Origin of the sequence: Novipirellula herctigrandis, from assembly GCA_007859835.1 — a bacterium.
Taxonomy (GTDB): domain Bacteria; phylum Planctomycetota; class Planctomycetia; order Pirellulales; family Pirellulaceae; genus Novipirellula_A; species Novipirellula_A herctigrandis.
On sequence record SJPJ01000001.1, the window covers coordinates 5,722,269 to 5,740,106 of the forward strand.

Genomic DNA, 17,838 nt, shown 5'->3' on the forward strand with positions numbered 1-17,838 from the left:
CTTTCACAGCCCGAGCGATGATTGGGCCGAAAACTTGATGCCCTTTGCGGCAGTTTCCGTTTCGGGGATGATTGAGTTGTCCATCCTTTTTTCTTTCATCGATATTTCAATATGAACAACGCTTGTCTAATCGTCGTTCCCGCGCGACTTGCTTCCACTCGTTTGTCTGAAAAATTGCTTCGACGCGTCGATGGAAAGTCGGTGCTTCAGTACACATGGCAAGCCGCTTCGCGAGCATCGGTGACGAACCGAGTCGTCGTCGCGGTGGACGATGCGAAGTTGGCCGACGAAGTGACACGGTTTGGTGGGACAGCGATCATGACGGATGTGAACTGCCCAAGCGGCACCGATCGGATTGCCGAAGTGGCCAAGCAGTGCCCGGAGTTTGATGTGTTTGTGAACGTCCAAGGGGACGAACCCGAAATCGATCCGGTGGCTATCGACTTGGTCGCGTCGCTGCTGATTGACAACCCGTCGGCGGATATCGCCACCGTTGGCACGCCGATCCGCGACTTGGAAAAGCTTCAGGATCCAGGGTGCGTCAAAATTGTTTTGGCGAGTGAAATGGGTGGGGCCAAAGGGGCAGGGCAGGGCAGGGCGATCTATTTCAGCCGCTCGGTCGTACCCCATATGCGCGGCGGTGTGACCGCAGAATCATTGCTGGCTGAACCGCCGTTGTTCTGGCACCACCTCGGTTTATACGCCTATCGCCGCGAATTTTTGCAGTGGTTTTCACAGCAATCGCAAAGCGTGCTCGAACAGACCGAGCGTCTCGAGCAATTGCGGGCGATCGAGGCTGGCAAGCAAATTGTTGTCGCTAGAGTCGAGTCGGCGGTGCCCGGAATCGATACCGAAGAGGATTTTCGGGCATTTGCCGAGCGAGTGGCGTTTGCAAACCAGAATACGTAGGTTAAACCTTTCTTGCGTTTAACCGTTTGCGGGCCGAACTGCTATCGCGGGCCGAACTGCTATCGCGGGCCAGATTCTAGATCGCTTTCGCGGGCCAGACCCGTTGCGTGGTGAAAACAACGATCGGACCTACCCCTTTTTCCTTTGCTGTACTATTATCTTGTTCCATGACAAAACATATCTTTGTAACCGGCGGCGTCGTTAGCTCACTCGGAAAAGGGCTCACCAGCGCATCGATCGGAATGCTTTTAGAGCAGCGTGGATTGCGGGTCCGAATGCAAAAATTGGACCCCTACATTAACGTCGACCCGGGGACAATGAGCCCTTACCAGCATGGCGAGGTCTACGTTCTTGATGACGGCAGCGAGACCGACTTGGATCTGGGCCACTACGAACGGTTCACTTCGGGTGAGTTGTCGCGAGATTGCAACTACACGACAGGACAAATTTATCTGTCGGTCATCGAAAAAGAACGCAAAGGACTGTTTTTAGGTAAGACGGTCCAAGTGATCCCGCACATCACCAACGAAATCAAATCGGTGATCAAACGGATGGGGGGTGACGACGTGGATGTCGTCATCACTGAAATCGGCGGAACGGTTGGCGATATTGAAAGCTTGCCGTTTTTGGAGGCTATCCGTCAATTTTCGCTTGATGTTGGCCGCGAAAACTGCCTCTATATGCACTTGACCCTGGTGCCATATTTGAAAGCGGCGGATGAACTCAAAACGAAGCCGACTCAGCATTCCGTTGGCCAACTTCGCGAGATTGGGATTCAACCAGACGTTTTGGTTTGTCGCTGTGAGCATTCGACCAGCCGCGAAGATCGCGAAAAGATCGCGTTGTTCTGCAACGTTCCTGTGGAAGCGGTGATCGAAGAGAAGGACAAGGACTTTTCGATTTACGAAGTTCCCATTTCATTGGTCGACAACAAGCTTGACGAATTGATCGTTAAGAAATTGAATTTGCCAGCATCGTCACTCGATATCACCCCTTGGACCGATTTGCTGCATCGGTTGCGAAACCCTCGCCACGAGATTTCGATCGCAGTCGTAGGAAAGTACGCGGAACACAAAGATGCGTACAAGTCGATCTACGAAGCGATCGATCATGCGGGGATGCATCATCAAGCCCAAATCAGGATCGGACGCATCCAAAGTGCTGACATCGAACGCGAAGGGGCCGAGCGGCTACTGAGTGGTTACCATGGAATTCTTGTTCCCGGCGGTTTTGGCGAGCGTGGAATCGAAGGTAAAGTCCAAGCAATTCGTTTTGCCCGTGAACGCGGCATTCCGTTTTTTGGTATCTGTTTGGGAATGCAATGTGCCGTGATTGAATACGGACGAGACGTCGTGAAATTAGAAAACGCCCATTCAAGTGAGTTTGACAAGGACACGGCACATCCGGTCATCTGCTTGCTTGACGAACAGCAAAATGTGACGCAAATGGGCGGCACGATGCGATTGGGCAAACAACCGACCAAGCTTGATCGGCATAGCCTTTCTGGAAAAGCGTATGGGACGGATGAGGTCGACGAACGCCATCGTCATCGTTACGAATTCAATAATAAGTATCGGCAGCAGTTCGAAGCCAATGGGATGCGGTTTGCCGGTACAAGCCCCGATGGCGGGTTGGTGGAAATCATCGAAGTCCCTGACCACCCTTGGTTTGTCGCAGTCCAATTCCACCCTGAATTCAAAAGCAAACCGCTCAAGGCTCACCCGCTATTCGCCGGTTTCGTCGAAGCGGCGGTTGAACGTCATTTGAAGCGAGCCGATACAGAAGAAAAGCAATCGATTAGCTAGCGAAAACCGTTTTGACTCAAAAGAGTAATAGCCATGAGTGACACTCCAAACCCTTCCGAAAATCCTGCTGAAGAACCAAAGATCATCATCGACGATGATTGGAAAGAACAGGTCGCCAAAGAAAAAGAGGCAGCCGCAGCGAAAGGCAACGAGCCCGTTGAGCCCGTTGAGTCGGAACCAGCCGATGAGCCGGTAGCTGCGCCGGAAGAATTGTCTGCTGATAAAGATGCAGCTGCTGACGAAGCGTCTGGGGCTCAGGCTCCGCCACCGGCGTCGTTTGAAGTTCTTGTTTCGATGTTGTTTACGCAAGCGATGATGATGCTGGGCCAGATGCCGGACCCGGCCACTGGCAAAGCGAACATCAACAAACCGTTCGCCAAGCATTACATCGATACACTCGATATGTTGAGCGAAAAGACCAAGGGAAACCTGTCGGAAAACGAAGCGAAGATGCTTTCCGAGGCACTCCATGCAATGCGTATGATGTACGTGAACGTAAAGGCTTCCTAGGCGGTGTTCTAAAGAGAGCTAACCGCGCGAGGGATGCCCGCATCGGTTCGGTGGTTGTTTCCTCGGTCGTTTTGCCGAATGCAGTCGGATTCAAACCAAGTTTTGGGATGCGATCGGTCTTTGGGGTCAACGATAGTAGTCGGCGACGGCTTGGATGATTTCGTCCAGGTCTTTCGTTGCTTCGTAACCGATTGCTTCGCGGATACGAGCCAGATCAGGAACACGGCGGCGGATATCTTCAAACGATTCGTCGTATGCTGCAGCGTAGGTCTGGAATTCGATCTTGGAGTTCGAGCCGACCTGGGCGATCACCTTTTCAGCGAGTTGCAAAATTGAAATCGGCACATCGCTACCGATGTTGTAGACGCGGCCAGCGGCATGTGGATTTTCGACCAAATCCGTTACCGCTCGGACCACATCATCAACGTGGGCAAAACAACGTACTTGATGCCCATCGTCGTGAACGATAAGCGGTTCATTTCGAAGTGCCGCGTCGACGAACCGCGGCAAAACCATCCCGTATGCACCCGATTGCCGTGGGCCGACGACGTTAAAGAAACGTCCTACTACCGCTGGCAATCCCTTTTCTTTGTAAAATGCTAGAGCCAAGAACTCATCAATTGCTTTGGAAACGCCGTAGCTCCATCGTGGTTTGGTCGTCGCGCCAAAAACCAAATCGTCTTCTTCGGAGTAAGTATCTTTTGGGTTTTTCCCGTAGACTTCGCTTGTGCTTGCGATGAAACAGGGAATCCGTTCACCACGCTCGGCCCGTTCACCTAATCGATTGAGAATCAACTGCGTCGGATAAATATTCCGTTCAATTGTCTGGATGGGTTGCTTGGCGATCAAAGCGACGCCGACGGCGGCCGCCAGGTGGTAGACTCGATCCGCTCGGTCGACACAATCGTGAACCAAAACTTCGTCTTCGACCGTACCCTCAATATATTCAACGGCAGGGTTGTCGAGCAGATGTTCAATGTTCTCTTTTCGTCCTGTGGACAAGTCATCGACAATCGTGACCCGAAAACCTTGCTGAAGCAGTTTTTCAGCTAAATGCGACCCAATAAAACCGGCTCCGCCTGTGATGAGACAATTTAGTGAGTCCACCGTTGATCCGTTTCGTGAAAAGAGAAATCGTTTGTTTTGCGAGTCACCGTACTACGTTTGACGGCAACCTTCTAACGTGAATGAAGGGGTTTCTTACCGATTGGTTACGGACGTACCGACCATTCGGTTGACTGTAATGAACAGAAAAACTTCGCAAAATAAGAGGTTTGTTCTCAATACGGGTACTTTTCGCATCCTGCGGGCGGGCAGCGTGAAACTATCGTCCCTATCGACTGACCGCTAGAATTGGACGTTTACGGATTGACGATTTTTTCGTCAAAATAGGGCTTCAGCCTCAACGCTTTCTGTTTTCCAGGAGTTTTGCTCGTGTTTTCATCACAGGTCCTCTCCAACCTGTCTTCAACGTATCGCTATCGTTTCGGTCTCGTTTTCGCCATCCTCGCGATCTTCGTGTCATCGCACGACGCGTTTGCAGAGGATGACCGAGAGTCCAGCGAAGAGGCGATAGCGGCTTATGCGGACGCGGCGAACTTCCAAACCAACGGGGTCCTCGCTTTAGCGATCGATGGTTGGAGGACGTTCCTGGAAAAGTATCCCGACGACCCGATGGCTTCCAATGCGGCTCACTATTTGGGCGTTTGCTTTATGCAAAAGGAAGACCCCGATTACGTCGCTGCCTCCGATGCGTTTGGACGTGCAATTCAAGATGATAACTACGACCTTCGGGAAGAGAGTTTGGCCAACCAAGGTTGGTGCCTTTACTCAGTTGCGGGTGTCGCACCAAACCAAGACAAGAAACGGTTGCAGCAAACCATTGATGCATTTTCCATTCTTCGTAATGAGTTTCCGAAAAGCCAATTTCTTGACCGAGCATTGTTCTACAGTGGCGAAGCCGCATATGGTCTCGGCGATTCCGAGAGAGCGATCACGCTGTACGACAAAATGATTTCACTATCCAATGCAAAAGAATCTCCGCTGCGATGTGATGCGCTCTACGCACGCGGAGTCGCCTATGAGCAATTGGATCAATTTGATAGTGCGGTCGCTTCGTTTCGCCAGCTTTTAAGCAATTGTGATAAGAGTGATTTGGTCACCGATGTCCATCTCCGTCTCGGCGACACATGGATCTTGAAGAAGCGATATGACGATGCCATTGAGGCTTTCGACAAGGCGCTCGAGTCGACCGAGGACGAAGACGACCTTTCTTATGCGTTGTTCCGTCAAGCATACGCCTTGGCTCAAGCCCAACGACCCAAAGAAGCAGCCGAAAAGTACGAGCGTTTGTTGACCGTGTATCCCGATTCGACAAACGCAGCTGCTGCGATGTTGGCATCCGCGCAAACCACCTACCGTAGCGGCGACATCGACGAGGCTGCGAAACGATTCGAAAGGGTGCTCAATCAAAAGAGTCCCGACGCGTCGACCGAAGCGGCTCATTGGCTCGCCCGAATCCACTTGAGCAAGAATGACCCTGAGTCGGCAAAGAACGTAGCAACGAAACATCTTAGCGCGGGAGCAACGGGCAAGTTTAAAGCTGAATTGCAATTGGACTTGGCTGAAGCGTTATCGCTTGACCCCGCTATGATCAAAGAATCGTTCGACGTGTTCGAACAAGTGTACCGCGATGCACCGGACTCGCCAGTTGCTCCGCGAGCGTTGTACAACGCGGCTTTTTCGGCTCTGCAACTCAATCAACCTGAAACGGCGATCGAGTTGGCGTCGGAGTTTTTACAGCGGTTCGGGGACGACATCCTTGCCCCAGACGTTCGCTTTGTTGCTGCTGAAAGTCAATTGGCAACCCAGAAATATGGCGAAGCTGCAACGGCCTATCTCGAACTGCTCAAGTCCGCTGATCCAAGTGATGCGTTGCAGCGTCCGTTGTGGACGCTACGCGCAGCCCTGGCACTGAACTATGCCGACCGAGCGGACGAGACAATTCAATTGCTACGTCGGTCGGCCAACGAATTGCCAGAGAAAGGTCAGCGGGCCGAAGCTCAATTATTGCTTGGACAAGCCTACATGGCGATGGATAAACCGGTTGACGCGGCTAAAGCGTTTCGAGCGAGTTACGACTCGGACCCCAGTTGGCCGCGAGCCGAAGAGGCTTGGTTAATGTCCGGTCAAGCGTGGTTGATTTCGGGTGATCGAAATGCGGCCCAAGAGACATGGCAAGCGATTGTTGCAAAACTGCCCAATCAACGAATGGCAGATCAGGCGAGATACAAATTGGCACAATTGGCCACTGGGCAAAACGATTCTGGCAACGCACTTTTGTTATACGATCAAATTGTGGCCTCCAAAGCAGACCCGGGTTTGATGCCGTATGCACTTTACAGTCGCGCCCGATTGTTGATGGAAACGTCTGAGTACGACGAAGCCTTTCAGTCTCTGAATACGTTATTGAAAGAATACTCCGACCATCCAATTTATAGTGAAGGTCTACTTGCACGAGGAATGTGCAGACGCAACCTTGAAAAACTCGACGCGGCTCGAAAGGACTTGGAGGGTTACCTCGCGTTCAACCCCCAAGGCATTGAACTTGGCCATGTGCTTTATGAATTGGCCTTGATCGACCAAAAGGAAGACAAGCCAGATAAGGCTGCCGAGCGACTTGAGCAACTTGTTAAGGAAGTTCCTGACTATCCTGCAATTGACAAGGTGTTGTACGAATTGGGATGGTCACAACGAGAATCGAATGACCAAGAAACCGCCGTGAAAACGTTCACGAAATTGATCGGTCAATCATCCGACAAGACGCTCACCAGTGAAGCGGCCTACTACGTTGGCCAAAGTTTTTACGAGTCGAAGGATTGGAAGAAAGCGGCTGAGTACTTTTCCATGGCGGCAGAGCAAACGGGCGAAGACGAGTTGTCCGAAAAGTCGCTCTATCGCCTAGGGTGGTCACAATTCAAAGCCGCTGATTATTCGAAGTCAAAGGAAGCGTTTCAAAAGCAAGCCGACAAACACCGCGACGGGCGGTTGACGCTTGACGCGTTGATGATGGTCGGTGAGTGTTCATTCAACCAATCCAAGTATGAAGACGCGATCAAGGCTTACTCGGTTGCCAGGCAACGTATCAAGGAAAAAAACGAGAATTCCACAACACTTCGTGATTCTGCTGACCGCCAAGCCCGTGAATTGGTGCTACTGCACGGTGGGCAAAGTGCGGCTCAATTGAAGAAATGGGACGAAGCGATTGGGTGGTACGATGAACTGAGAGAGCGTTTTCCGTCGACGGCTTACATGGCTCAAGTCTTCTACGAAACGGGTTTCGCGTATCAACAGGCTGAAAACCCCGATAAGGCTCTACAGATGTACGGTGAGGTGGCGGATCACTTTCGGAACGAAGTCGCCGCAAGGGCGCGTTTCATGATGGGCGAAATACACTTTGCCAATCAGCGTTTCGATTTGGCTATCCCTGAATTTCAGCGAGTTATGTATGGATTTGGCGCGGAAAACGCCCCCGATTCAATCAAAAATTGGCAAGCCAAGAGTGGCTTCGAAGCCGGTCGATGTAGCGAACTGCTTTTGCAGCGTGCGAACAGCCCCGCATCGAAAAAGAAAGCGCGTGATTATGTCAATAATTTCTTTCAATATGTCATCACAAAACATCCCAAGCATGAGCTTGCAGAAAAGTCACAAGCTCGCATCGAGGCGTTGACAAAACAGTGAGTGTTACAAATCGTAAATTGGCCGCTGCCAGTGTGATATTTGCAGCGTTGCTACTAAGCGTCTCCGCTTTATCCGCTCAGGATACCGGCGACGTTCCTATTAACGCCTCCGATATTCAATCGATCATCGCCGATGGTGAGAATGAGGGCCAAGGCGAAGCCGTCGGTATTCCCGCGGACGAGTCGATGCATATCGATTTGTTGTCGCTCATCGGTCGGGGCGGTCGATTCATGATCCCGATTGGGGTGATGAGTTTGCTCGTTGTTGCGCTGGCGACCGAGCGAATCGTCTCTCTTCGCCAAAAGAAAGTCATTCCTTTGGCATTTGTCGAAGAAATGGAAGACATCACAGAGATGGGGAGCCGGTTCGATCCAAGCGTCGCGTTTCGTGCTTGCGAGGAGTTTCCGTCACCCGGCGCACGTGTGGTGCGTGGCATGTTGCTTCGGACGGGACAACCGATTGGTGAAATTGAAAATGCCGCCGTTGAAATGATCCAGCGTGAGGCTGATAAGCAATCCGCACCGATTCGCTGGTTACACTTGGCCGCCGCAGCAACGCCGTTGATGGGGCTGCTTGGAACCGTTTGGGGCATGATCGTTGCCTTCCATGAATCCACGACGTTGACGGCCGATCGCAGTCGTAGCGAACAACTTTCCGAAGGAATCTATACGGCGTTGGTCACGACGTTGGCTGGTTTGATTGTTGCGATTCCAGCTGCGATATTGGCGCAATATTTGGAAAACCGGTTGGCAAAATTGTTTCACAAAATCGAAGAACTTGCCTTCGAGTTGGCGCCGCGGATGGTCCCCTTTGTCGGTCGGCGACGTTTGGATGCAAATGGCAATGGGCACGCCATGGATTTCCCCGCCAGCGATGGAGAAACGCCATCGAAGCTACCCATTCAACCGCCACCTCCTCAGCCACCTCCGGTTTCAAACAAGAGCCGTAGCGGCGAAAAGAGGTCTTAGCCGATGGCTGTTGAAATCAAACGTTCCGCAGTCGCTGGGACCCTTAGCTTGACACCTCTAATTGATGTCGTGTTTTTGCTGTTGATCTTTTTTCTGGTGACAAGCGAGTTTGAGGAACAGGAGCGGCGATTGAAGATCCAATTGCCGACGGCGACGAGTGCCGTTCCGATGACGGGTAAACCTCGCGAAGTCGTGGTCGATATCGATGCCCAAGGGAACACGTATCTCGGCGGACAGTTGACTTCCCTTGACGAACTGCGAACCTTGTTAGAGTCCGCCGTGGCAAGTAATCCAACGAACCAAACCGTGGTGATTCGCGCCGATCAAGCTACCTCGTTTCAACCGGTCGTGAGTGTCATGGACGTATGTAATCATACAGGGGTTAGCGACTATTCGGTGACCACCACCGAAGGCCCCGAAAACTGATCGAACCCGAAAACTGATCGAACCCGAAAACTGATCGAACCCGAAAACTGATCGAACCCGAAAACTGATGTAAGCCGCCCAAACCGTGGCGGGATTCGCAGAGAGTGCCCTGAATCAAACGCCCCTGATCGAATGGAAGTGTCCTGACCTAATGGAAGTGTCAGCGTCTTCCACTACCTTCGGATTTTATTGACCCCTTTGAATCGCCATTCATCAACACCGAGAAACGTCAGCGATAGCCCCGTTTCATCACGACCGCCGGGTTCAAAAGATCCGATGTGGCCTTTGGATGTTTGGCTAGCCGGATTGTCCGGTTTGGTTTTGTACTTGATCGTCACCCGGCTTCGTTTTGACGATCCTCGTTGGCTCTACAACGGTTGGACGTACGCGGTGGCGGTTCCTTTGGCCGCCTTGGCTTTGTCGTTGGCACTGCGGGGGATGGTTTCGCAGTTCATCAAAAAGTCGATCCAAATTGGTTTTTTGTTTAGCGTATTCATTCATCTACTGCTCCTTGTGTTGGCGGTAAATGTGGTTGTTTTTAGTCAGTTCTTTCCCGAGGCATTCACAGGGGTCAAGCCCGAACGCTCGCCGATTCGCAAGACGGTTCCTGAGTATTTGTTTCAGACACCAAAGGAAACGGCTGCGACACCCGATTGGTCCAAACCGGTAGAAGCCGAAACGACTTCACGGGTGATCCCCGAGGAAATTCGTCAACTACCTCCGGTTGAACATTCGGCTCCTGAACTCGAAATGCCTCGGCCACCGGAACCCGATGATCGGCCGATGCAAAAGTTTTTGATGAAGCGTCAGAAACCGGAACTTGCCGAACCGCAACCCGCCGATTCGCCTGCCCAGTTATCTCGACGTGAACTTTCAAGCGACAAACAGACCGCCCCGGAAACATCCGAGCCAAGCGTTCCCAAGCTTGATGTCGCGCCGTCTGAGGAAGCGGAAGCGGAGGCACCGGAGCAGCGAGTGGCACGTCAATCACGAAGCGAAACCAAATCAAACGCCCCATTGCCTCTGCTCGCTCCGGCCCCTACTGCGGAGCCATCCAAACCCGTCGCCTCGCCGATTCGAAGTCGGTCTCAAGAGATGCCGACGGTTGGCGAACTGGGGCTGTCGAATCGTCGTCGTTCGCGATCGCAGAGCCCATCGATCGAGCCAGCCGGCGCCAGCCCTGCGCCACAAACGGTTGCAATCGCAAGAATTGACGAGACCGCCGAACAAATGCTTTCGCCAGTGGAGGTCACGCTGGAACGACGCGGCAATGCCAAGGGAGCACAATTGTCAGCGTCGGAGAGCTCCGATGGCATGAGTGCTCCGAGTGAAGAATCGGTCCCGTCGAGTTCCGGCGAATTTCGTCGCCGTGACCTATCCGCTATGGCAGGTATGCCGGATGTCCAAGCAGGTAATTCGCCTCAGTCGCGACCAGCGATTACCGCACAAACAAGCCGGAGTGAATTTAAACCCGCTGGCGTGCCAACACTTTCGACGAAGATCATGTCGCAAGCCTCGGCGGACGATTCCTCGTTACCCGATACGATGAATGATCGCTCGGATTTTGGCGAATCAATCGCTCAACGACGACGTGAATCCGCTAACAGTATCGCGCCGCGGGTTGCTTCGGAGACCACGCTCGGACCAAGTCTTGACGTGATCGCTCGCGAGTCGATTGCGGGATTGGCGGATCGGCCCGATGCGTTTGCAGGTGTGATTCCAACGACCGATTTGCCAGAAGTCGGCGCGCTGGAAATCACCCATCAACCACGTGAACGTCGTGATGTTGGCGGACCCGTGACGCCGGCAGGAACGAAAATCGCCGCCGTGGAATCGTTCAGTCGCCGCGTCATGCGGACCCAAGGTGGTGCGGCTCCCACACCCGCTGGGCTTGTCGGTCCGGCAACCGAAGAAGCGATCGAATTAGGGTTAGCGTATCTTGCGGATACGCAAAACGAAGATGGCAGTTGGTCGCTCAGTGGACACGGCGAAGATGTCTTGCTTCGAAGCGATACTGCGGCGACCGGACTATGCTTATTGGCGTTTCAAGGTGCCGGGTACACCCATCGTCAACACCAATATGCTGATACTGTAAGCCGCGGTTTGCAGTTCTTGCTCGATAACCAAGAAACCAATGGTGACTTGTATCGACGCGAAGACCAATTTAGTAATCAAAACGTAGCATTTTACAGTCACGGAATTTCCGCATTGGCCCTCTGTGAGGCGTACGGGATGACGCAAGATGATGAGCTAAAACAGGCGGCTCAGTTGTCACTCGACTACATCGGTAAGACGCAAAATGTGCGGCTAGGCGGATGGCGTTACGTGGCGCAAATTAGTAGCGACACGAGCGTCTCGGGGTGGATGATGATGGCGCTCAAAAGCGGTGAGTTGTCGGGACTCGAAGTCCCCGATAAGGCCTATGAAGGTATCGACCGTTGGCTTGACTATGCCCAACAAAATTCGGCCCAAGCCGATCGTTACCGGTACGATCCATTTGCCCCAAACACACAGACGCAGCGCCATGGAAAAGAAGTGACACCGACAATGACCGCGGTGGGTATTTTGATGCGAATGTACTCGGGATGGCGGCGTGACCGTGACTCATTGAAGTCCGCAGCCAGCTATTTGCTTGAACATCCGCCGACCATGGGCCAACCCGCGAATCGACGTGCGGACGTGCGATTGTCAAAGCGAGACGCATATTATTGGTACTATGCGACGCAGGTGATGTTCCACATGGGAGGAAAATATTGGGAAGGATGGAATAAGTATCTCAATCCAGTGTTGCTTGGTAGCCAAGTCAAGGATGGGCCCAAGGCAGGTAGTTGGGATCCCGTGTACCCTGTCGAGGATCGCTGGAGTCCGCACGGAGGAAGGCTTTATGTGACAACAATGAATTTATTGAATCTTGAAGTCTACTATCGTCACTTGCCGATTTACGATGAAGTCGGCCAATAGCAAAATGACTCGGAACGCATCGGACCCGACAAAGCAATCACGGCCACGCATTCGACGTGCGATTGTGTGGAGCGTTTTGTTTCACATCGGTCTGATTGTTGCATTGTTTTTCTGGTACGTGCCCAATGCAAAGACGGCCAGTCGCGATAAGTCGGATACGCCACCCACCACTGAAAAACGCCCCTCGAATACCGTTGCGAGTCCGCCGCCGGTTGTCGATATCGATGTTCCACCAGAGCAAATCAAAACGTCACTCGAATCATCGATCGATCAAGCTGCGAAGGCGAACACCGAAACAAAGCTTGCCGAATTCGATAAGAACTTGCGACGGCTCGAGCAATTCGAAGACCAAGCATCCCTTGACGACGTCGCTGACGCAGTGGCCCAGTCAATGGGGCTCGATCGCAATCTGTACTCTGGGAAACCACAGCCGACCGAGGGGGGATTCGATCACGAAACAGCTCAGATCCTCCGCGTCGATCGCAGCCAGGACGAAGACGAGAATTGGCGATACGAGGCGACCATGGTCGATGCACAAGGCCATCAATCAAAGGTTCCGATGACCGAGGTCGAAGGCAAGACGGTCTACGAAGCGTTTGAAAAGATGAAGCAGTATCCGATGGCACAAGGTATCTACCGTCAACTGGTTATGCCAATGCTCCAGAAAATGCTCGAAGCAGACGAGGCGGGGCGAGAGGCGTTAGAATAGAGGAATCATGGTCGTCTTTTGTTCTGCAATTGTGCGAAATGAAACTTGCTTTTTCAGGGCCATAGGCAACTCTATTCGAAGCTCTTCATCGACTACCACGGAGGCTGTTCATTGACTACCGTCGAGCAATCCACTCGCTCCCGTAATCTCGGTCGCATCGCAATGGTCGCGATGGCTGTGCTACTGGTCAAAGGATTGATTGGGATCTTGATGGAGTATCGATGGTACTTTCCAGCCGACTATGATGCGTCGGCGTTTTTAAGCGGACGTCGCTACACGTTCTTTGGCACCTATCGCACCGCGTTCTACGTTCACATTCTGAGTGGTCCCATCGTCGTTGTGCTAGGCACGCTATTGATGCTCAGCGGCGGGCGCAAACGGTTTGCTAAACAACATCGGAGGCTCGGTAAGTCGCTCCTTGTCATCATCATCGCTGTGATGTTGCCGAGCGGATTGATCATAGCACGAATGGCCTACGCCGGACCGATCGCCGCGGTCGGGTTCGTTTTCTTGACGGTGGCAACAGCGGTTGGTGTTTCGGTGACCGCTTACTACGCACGGGCAAGAAAGTTTCAATTGCACCAACGATGGGCAAGCCGGTCGTTCGTCCTGCTGATTTCCCCGCTAGTACTGCGTTTGATTTCCGGAGTCGCTATTGTTACCCAGACCGAATCGGAGGCTTTATATCGTGCAAACGCTTGGGTTAGTTGGCTCATCCCACTCGCGATCTACGAAATGGTATGGCGATGGAAACGCGGAGGCAGCAAAAAGGTTGCTAACCGGAGTGATCCTCGTCAGACTTAACCAATGGAACAGGGCAAGGTGAGTATTATTTGCGGCGTGGAACGGTTTCCCAGCACTCCCCTTATGAGGTCGAACTTATGAAGCGAATTCCACTTGGCTGTTTTGTGATATGGCTTTACACCATCACACTTTTTACAGGATGCGGCCATCAGGATTCCGTGACTCGGATTGACGCATCCGATGCGGAGTTTTCGTCACCCGAAGACTACGCCCAATATGACGCAGAAATGGCGGAATTGTCTGCTGGGCAACAAGAATAAGAGGCTGACACGATGGTACGAAACACGATGATACGAAGCGAGATGATACGAAGCGAAACGAAAGCAGCCTTTACAATCGTCGAATTGTTGGTAGTGATTGGGATCATCGGAATCTTGGTTGGCTTGCTACTGCCATCGGTTCGCAGTTCACGCGAAGCGGCTCGGCGAATGAGTTGCTCGAACAATGCCAAGCAGATTGGTTTGGCAATCCACAACTACCATTCGTCGTATGATCAATTACCGATGCAAATGGGGGGGACTTTTGATCCGGCGTCCAATTCGGGTGGTACATCAGCACCGGGGAATAATCGGTATCGTCTTAGTTTTCTGGTTGCCCTGACGCCGTTTTTGGAACACTCGCGATTGTGGGAAGAAATCAGCAACCCGCTTCCTTCCGAAGATAACGGAATGGACTTTGCCGCAGGTGGGCCGGCACCTTGGACTCGGCAATACGATCCATGGCAAACGGAAATGCCGATGCTGCGATGTCCCTCGGATCCGGGCGTCGGGTTACCCTCGCACGGCCGATCCAACTTCGTCGCTTGTATTGGCGATGCCACACATTGGCTCAATGTAGGGGCAACTCGATGGAATACCGAAACGCAAAGTTGGACGGATGACCGAATTGAGCAGGTCGCGGCATCGGGGCGCGGGGTATTTGTGCCGCGTCAAGTTCTTCGCTTCAAAGACATCCTTGATGGATTGGCGAACACGATTATGGTCGGCGAAGTGGCGACCGACTTGGGTGATTTCGATCGACGCGCGACGGGTTCGCTGACGAATGCATGGAATGAAATTCACGAAAACCCAAATCTCTGTGCCGACCAAATCGATGAACAGCGACCCAACTTTTGGGCCTACCAGAGTGAGCAAGGTCCGGCAAGCATGGGCCGCGTCGATCAACGTCGCGGATTCCGATGGGCCGATGGGGCGGCGATCTACACTAGCTTCAATACGATCCGACCACCCAATACAGAATTGTGTTTAGCAGGCGGCGATTCGGGTATCGGTATGTTATCGTCCTCCAGTCGCCATCAGGGAGGGTGCCATGTATTGATGGCCGACGGTGCCGTAAAATTCATGACCGATTCAATCGAAGCAGGCAATTCCGAATCAGGATCCGTTATCCGCAACGGAACAGGATCGCGCGCACCAAATTCCGAAAGCCCCTACGGGTTATGGGGAGCCCTCGGAACGCGAGCCGCACGCGAAACCATCAACGAAGATTTTTAGTTGAATCGTTCAACATGCTTTTGCACCGAGTGACGAAACCATCGTGAGTGAACTCATCGCCATTGGACTTGTGGCTTCGGTCAGGACCACCGCGAAGCACGCCGTCGTCTTGTGGGGCGGCGTGCTTCGCAATGTGCTTCGTCGCTTGATATGATAAGATTCATGCCGAATCAGTTGCGGGCAGACACTAGGACCGGATCAGAACATGAAAACTTTGATGAGGAAAATTCGTTCGAGGCAAGATCAACACAACATGAATTCCGTTCTGTTTTGTTGGATGGTAGTCGTCTCTTTTAGCATCGTTGCGATCGGTTGTGACCAAGGAGAGTCCCTGCCTAACGCACGAGAACTCGCCCAGCGACAACAACTGAAAGAGTCAACGGCGCTATCGAAGACCAAGACCAAGCAAGAGCGTCTTGATTCCGTCAAAGCGTTTTTGAAGGATGGAAATGTCGTTGCAGCAGCAAACGAATTGCGACCATTAGTGTTCTCAGACGCAGAGGATCCTGAAGTTGCTATGTTGATGGCTCAGTGCGAGGTGGAGAGCGGAAATCTAAAGGTCGCTGTCCAAATTCTTGATGGCATTGGTTCTGAACAACCGAAGTTCCAAGTCGATGCATTATGGCTGGCTGCTTCTACGCTAATTGAGGCAGAAGCGTTTGAGGAGGCGGAAAAACGATTGCAACGGTTGCTAACGATCGACCCGAATCCCATAAAAGTCCATCGGGAACTAGCGTCGTTGTTGAATGATCAAGGGCGTCGTATTGAAGCGGCGGTTCATATGCGGGCGTTGGCGGAGTCGGGCGAGATTGGGGTGAGGGAGTTGTACGCGCTGACGACCCTCGGAGATGCATTCATTGATGATTCGTACCCCAAGCAGCTTGCTGGGCGAAATTTGGCTCCTGCCGCCTTGGGCCAAGCGAGGTACTTTCGGGCTAATGGCGATTTGCAACAAACCAATCGATTGTGCAAGCAGCTTTGGAGCGCCTTCCCCGATTTGACCCCCATCGCGGCTTTTACCGGACGTGTGTTTGCAGAACAGCAAGATGACGAAGGGATGAATCTGTGGTTCAATCACCTTCCGGAATCCATTGAAAAAGAGCCTGAATATTGGTTTGCATTAGGATTGTGGCTTCAACGTCATTCAATGCATCGTCAGGCGGTGAGATGTTTTTGCGAAGCAGTTCTACGTGACGAAACCGATCGTTTTTCGTACCTCGGTTTGGCTCAGTCACTTTTGCCTCTGGAACAAAATGAGGTGGTGGAGCGAGTTGCTGAGCGAGCTAAATGGTTGACTGAGTCTGCGCGTTTAGCGAAAAAATTTGGATTGCAGCCGGGATCAAAAGCCGACCTGCTTCGAATGGTCGAAGTGCTTGATAAACTCGATCGCCCCCATGAAGCCCTTGGATGGCTGCGGATTGAAATATCACGTTTTGGCGAAAGCGAAGAATCAAGGCGGTACATGCAGCGGTTTACGCAATCGGCTGCGTCGTTCGATGAAACATCCAAACGACAACGTGTGCTCTGCGGGATCGATGTTAATCAATGGCCGCTTCCTGACATGGCAAGTTTAAAAGACTCTGAAATTACGCCGGAATCTGGTCCAACGGTCACGGCCTCCGAAATTTCCGAATTTCGGATTAAGAATGTAAGCACAGAGGCCAAACTCGAATTTCAATACGACAACAGTGATGATCCGAAGGTTCCAGGATGGTTTCTGCATCAAGTGACCGGCGGCGGAATCGGTGTTGTTGATTTTGATCTCAACGGTTGGCCTGATCTGTATTTCACACAAGGTGGCGGGGAACCGTTCGGAACCGACGACTCAAAACCAAATCCGCTGTTTCGCAATTGCGGCGGAAAATATTTTGTTGATGTCAATGGTTTAAGTGGCCCCGGTTTAAGTGGCCCCGGTTTAAGTGGCCCCGGTTTAAGTGGCCCCGGTTTAAGTGGCCCCGGTTTAAGTGGCACGGGTGATCGAGGATATGGTCAGGGTGTGGCAGTAGCGGATATCAACCAAGACGGGTTCCCGGATCTGGTTGTTGCAAACATTGGAAGAAATCTTTTGTATTGCAACCAAGGCGATGGAACCTTTCTACGCGAGGTTTTGCCGATTCCGTCGGAAGCACAAACCTCAATGGCAATCGGTGGCGCATGGACAAGCTCGATCGCATGCGGCGATCTCAGTGGTGATCATTTGCCAGAAATCGTTGAATTGAATTACATCGATGATCCATTGGTGCTTCAGAATCCCTGTGTTCCAGATCATGACATCTGTAATCCAAGTGGTTTCAAACCGGCAACCGATACGGTTTGGCAAACCCAACCGGATGGTAAGCTAAAGCAATGGGACGGTTGCCAAGAAATGCGCTCACTTCCGAACTATGGGTTTGGTGCTGTGATTGCTAATTTTGATCAAAAAGGCGGCAATGACGAATGGCACGGGCGTAAGCCGCTTCGAACAAGATGTAGTGGATCGAGACCTGAACCTGCACAACCCGTAGTGCTAGCAA

Annotated in this window: 13 protein-coding genes; 12 read left to right on the forward strand and 1 reads right to left on the reverse strand. The window is 52.3% G+C overall.

What is annotated here, in order from left to right:
• Positions 1 to 111 precede the first annotated feature (111 nt).
• The 3 genes from kdsB to CA13_RS20940 all read left to right on the forward strand — a co-directional run bounded on the left by kdsB (position 112) and on the right by CA13_RS20940 (position 3,224).
• Positions 112 to 909, forward strand: coding sequence for a 3-deoxy-manno-octulosonate cytidylyltransferase (gene kdsB / locus CA13_RS20930; protein ID WP_146399938.1), 798 nt, complete (start codon positions 112 to 114; stop codon positions 907 to 909).
• 167 nt (positions 910 to 1,076) lie between these two features.
• The gene (locus tag CA13_RS20935; protein ID WP_146399940.1) at positions 1,077 to 2,714 is read left to right on the forward strand and encodes a CTP synthase; all 1,638 of its coding nucleotides are present in this window, start codon (positions 1,077 to 1,079) and stop codon (positions 2,712 to 2,714) included.
• Between the two features lie 33 nt (positions 2,715 to 2,747).
• Positions 2,748 to 3,224, forward strand: a complete 477-nt coding sequence (locus CA13_RS20940) for a DUF1844 domain-containing protein (protein WP_146399942.1) — start codon at positions 2,748 to 2,750, stop codon at positions 3,222 to 3,224.
• Positions 3,225 to 3,350: 126 nt separating this feature from the next.
• On the opposite strand, the gene CA13_RS20945 is transcribed toward CA13_RS20940, so the two are convergent.
• Positions 3,351 to 4,331, reverse strand: coding sequence for an NAD-dependent epimerase/dehydratase family protein (locus CA13_RS20945; protein ID WP_146399944.1), 981 nt, complete (start codon positions 4,329 to 4,331; stop codon positions 3,351 to 3,353).
• 327 nt (positions 4,332 to 4,658) lie between these two features.
• Here CA13_RS20945 and CA13_RS20950 point away from each other — a divergent pair, with 327 nt between their 5' ends.
• The 9 genes from CA13_RS20950 to CA13_RS20990 form a co-directional block, all read left to right on the forward strand.
• Entirely contained in the window at positions 4,659 to 7,964 is a 3,306-nt protein-coding gene (locus CA13_RS20950; RefSeq protein WP_419194640.1) for a tetratricopeptide repeat protein, read from the forward strand.
• Complete coding sequence (locus CA13_RS20955; protein WP_419194641.1) at positions 7,961 to 8,932, forward strand: MotA/TolQ/ExbB proton channel family protein; 972 nt, start codon at positions 7,961 to 7,963, stop codon at positions 8,930 to 8,932. The genes CA13_RS20950 and CA13_RS20955 overlap by 4 nt, the downstream gene beginning before the upstream one ends.
• Before the next feature lie 3 nt (positions 8,933 to 8,935).
• Entirely contained in the window at positions 8,936 to 9,358 is a 423-nt protein-coding gene (locus tag CA13_RS20960; protein ID WP_146399948.1) for an ExbD/TolR family protein, read from the forward strand.
• 276 nt (positions 9,359 to 9,634) lie between these two features.
• Positions 9,635 to 12,319, forward strand: coding sequence for a prenyltransferase/squalene oxidase repeat-containing protein (locus CA13_RS20965; protein WP_146399950.1), 2,685 nt, complete (start codon positions 9,635 to 9,637; stop codon positions 12,317 to 12,319).
• Positions 12,320 to 12,323: 4 nt separating this feature from the next.
• Positions 12,324 to 13,028 carry a hypothetical protein gene (locus CA13_RS20970; protein ID WP_146399952.1) on the forward strand — a complete coding sequence of 235 codons (705 nt, stop codon included), beginning with the start codon at positions 12,324 to 12,326 and terminating at the stop codon, positions 13,026 to 13,028.
• 111 nt (positions 13,029 to 13,139) lie between these two features.
• A complete protein-coding gene (locus CA13_RS20975; RefSeq protein WP_146399954.1) occupies positions 13,140 to 13,832 on the forward strand; it encodes a DUF2306 domain-containing protein in 693 nt (230 codons plus the stop codon).
• Positions 13,833 to 13,909: 77 nt separating this feature from the next.
• On the forward strand, positions 13,910 to 14,092 hold the full coding sequence (locus CA13_RS20980; protein ID WP_146399956.1) for a hypothetical protein: 183 nt from the start codon (positions 13,910 to 13,912) through the stop codon (positions 14,090 to 14,092).
• A gap of 42 nt (positions 14,093 to 14,134) precedes the next feature.
• The gene (locus tag CA13_RS20985; RefSeq protein ID WP_146403806.1) at positions 14,135 to 15,325 is read left to right on the forward strand and encodes a DUF1559 family PulG-like putative transporter; all 1,191 of its coding nucleotides are present in this window, start codon (positions 14,135 to 14,137) and stop codon (positions 15,323 to 15,325) included.
• A 253-nt stretch (positions 15,326 to 15,578) separates the two neighbouring features.
• The coding region (locus CA13_RS20990; RefSeq protein ID WP_419194642.1) for an FG-GAP-like repeat-containing protein at positions 15,579 to 17,838 on the forward strand (2,260 nt) is incomplete at its 3' end.